Source organism: Staphylococcus canis, from assembly GCF_016238445.1.
Classification (GTDB): domain Bacteria; phylum Bacillota; class Bacilli; order Staphylococcales; family Staphylococcaceae; genus Staphylococcus; species Staphylococcus canis.
This window is the reverse complement of sequence record NZ_JABANU010000105.1, coordinates 1-255: the sequence shown is the minus strand read 5'-3', so window position 1 is coordinate 255 and position 255 is coordinate 1. Positions and strand designations below refer to the sequence as shown.

The window sequence follows — 255 nt, the reverse complement described above, 5'->3', positions numbered from 1 at the left end:
TCTTGCCTTTTAAATTTACTTTTCTTCTTACGTTATTATAGTAATTGATATATTTGTGGATTTCTAATTCCAACTCTTCATAAGAATTAAATTCTTCTCCATAAAACATCTCTTGTTTTAATAGGCCGAAGAAATTCTCCATTGGAGAATTATCATAACAGTTCCCTTTACGCGACATACTTTGAAATATATGATTGTCTTTGAGCGCTTTTACCCAAGCTTTATGCTGGTAGTGCCAACCTTGATCAGAATGTA

The 255-nt window shown here is 31.8% G+C and carries 1 protein-coding gene; it reads right to left on the bottom strand.

Annotation, left to right across the window (positions count from 1 at the left end; translation table 11 throughout):
• The coding region (locus HHH54_RS11115) for an IS3 family transposase (protein ID WP_198618834.1) at positions 1 to 255 on the bottom strand (255 nt) is incomplete at both ends.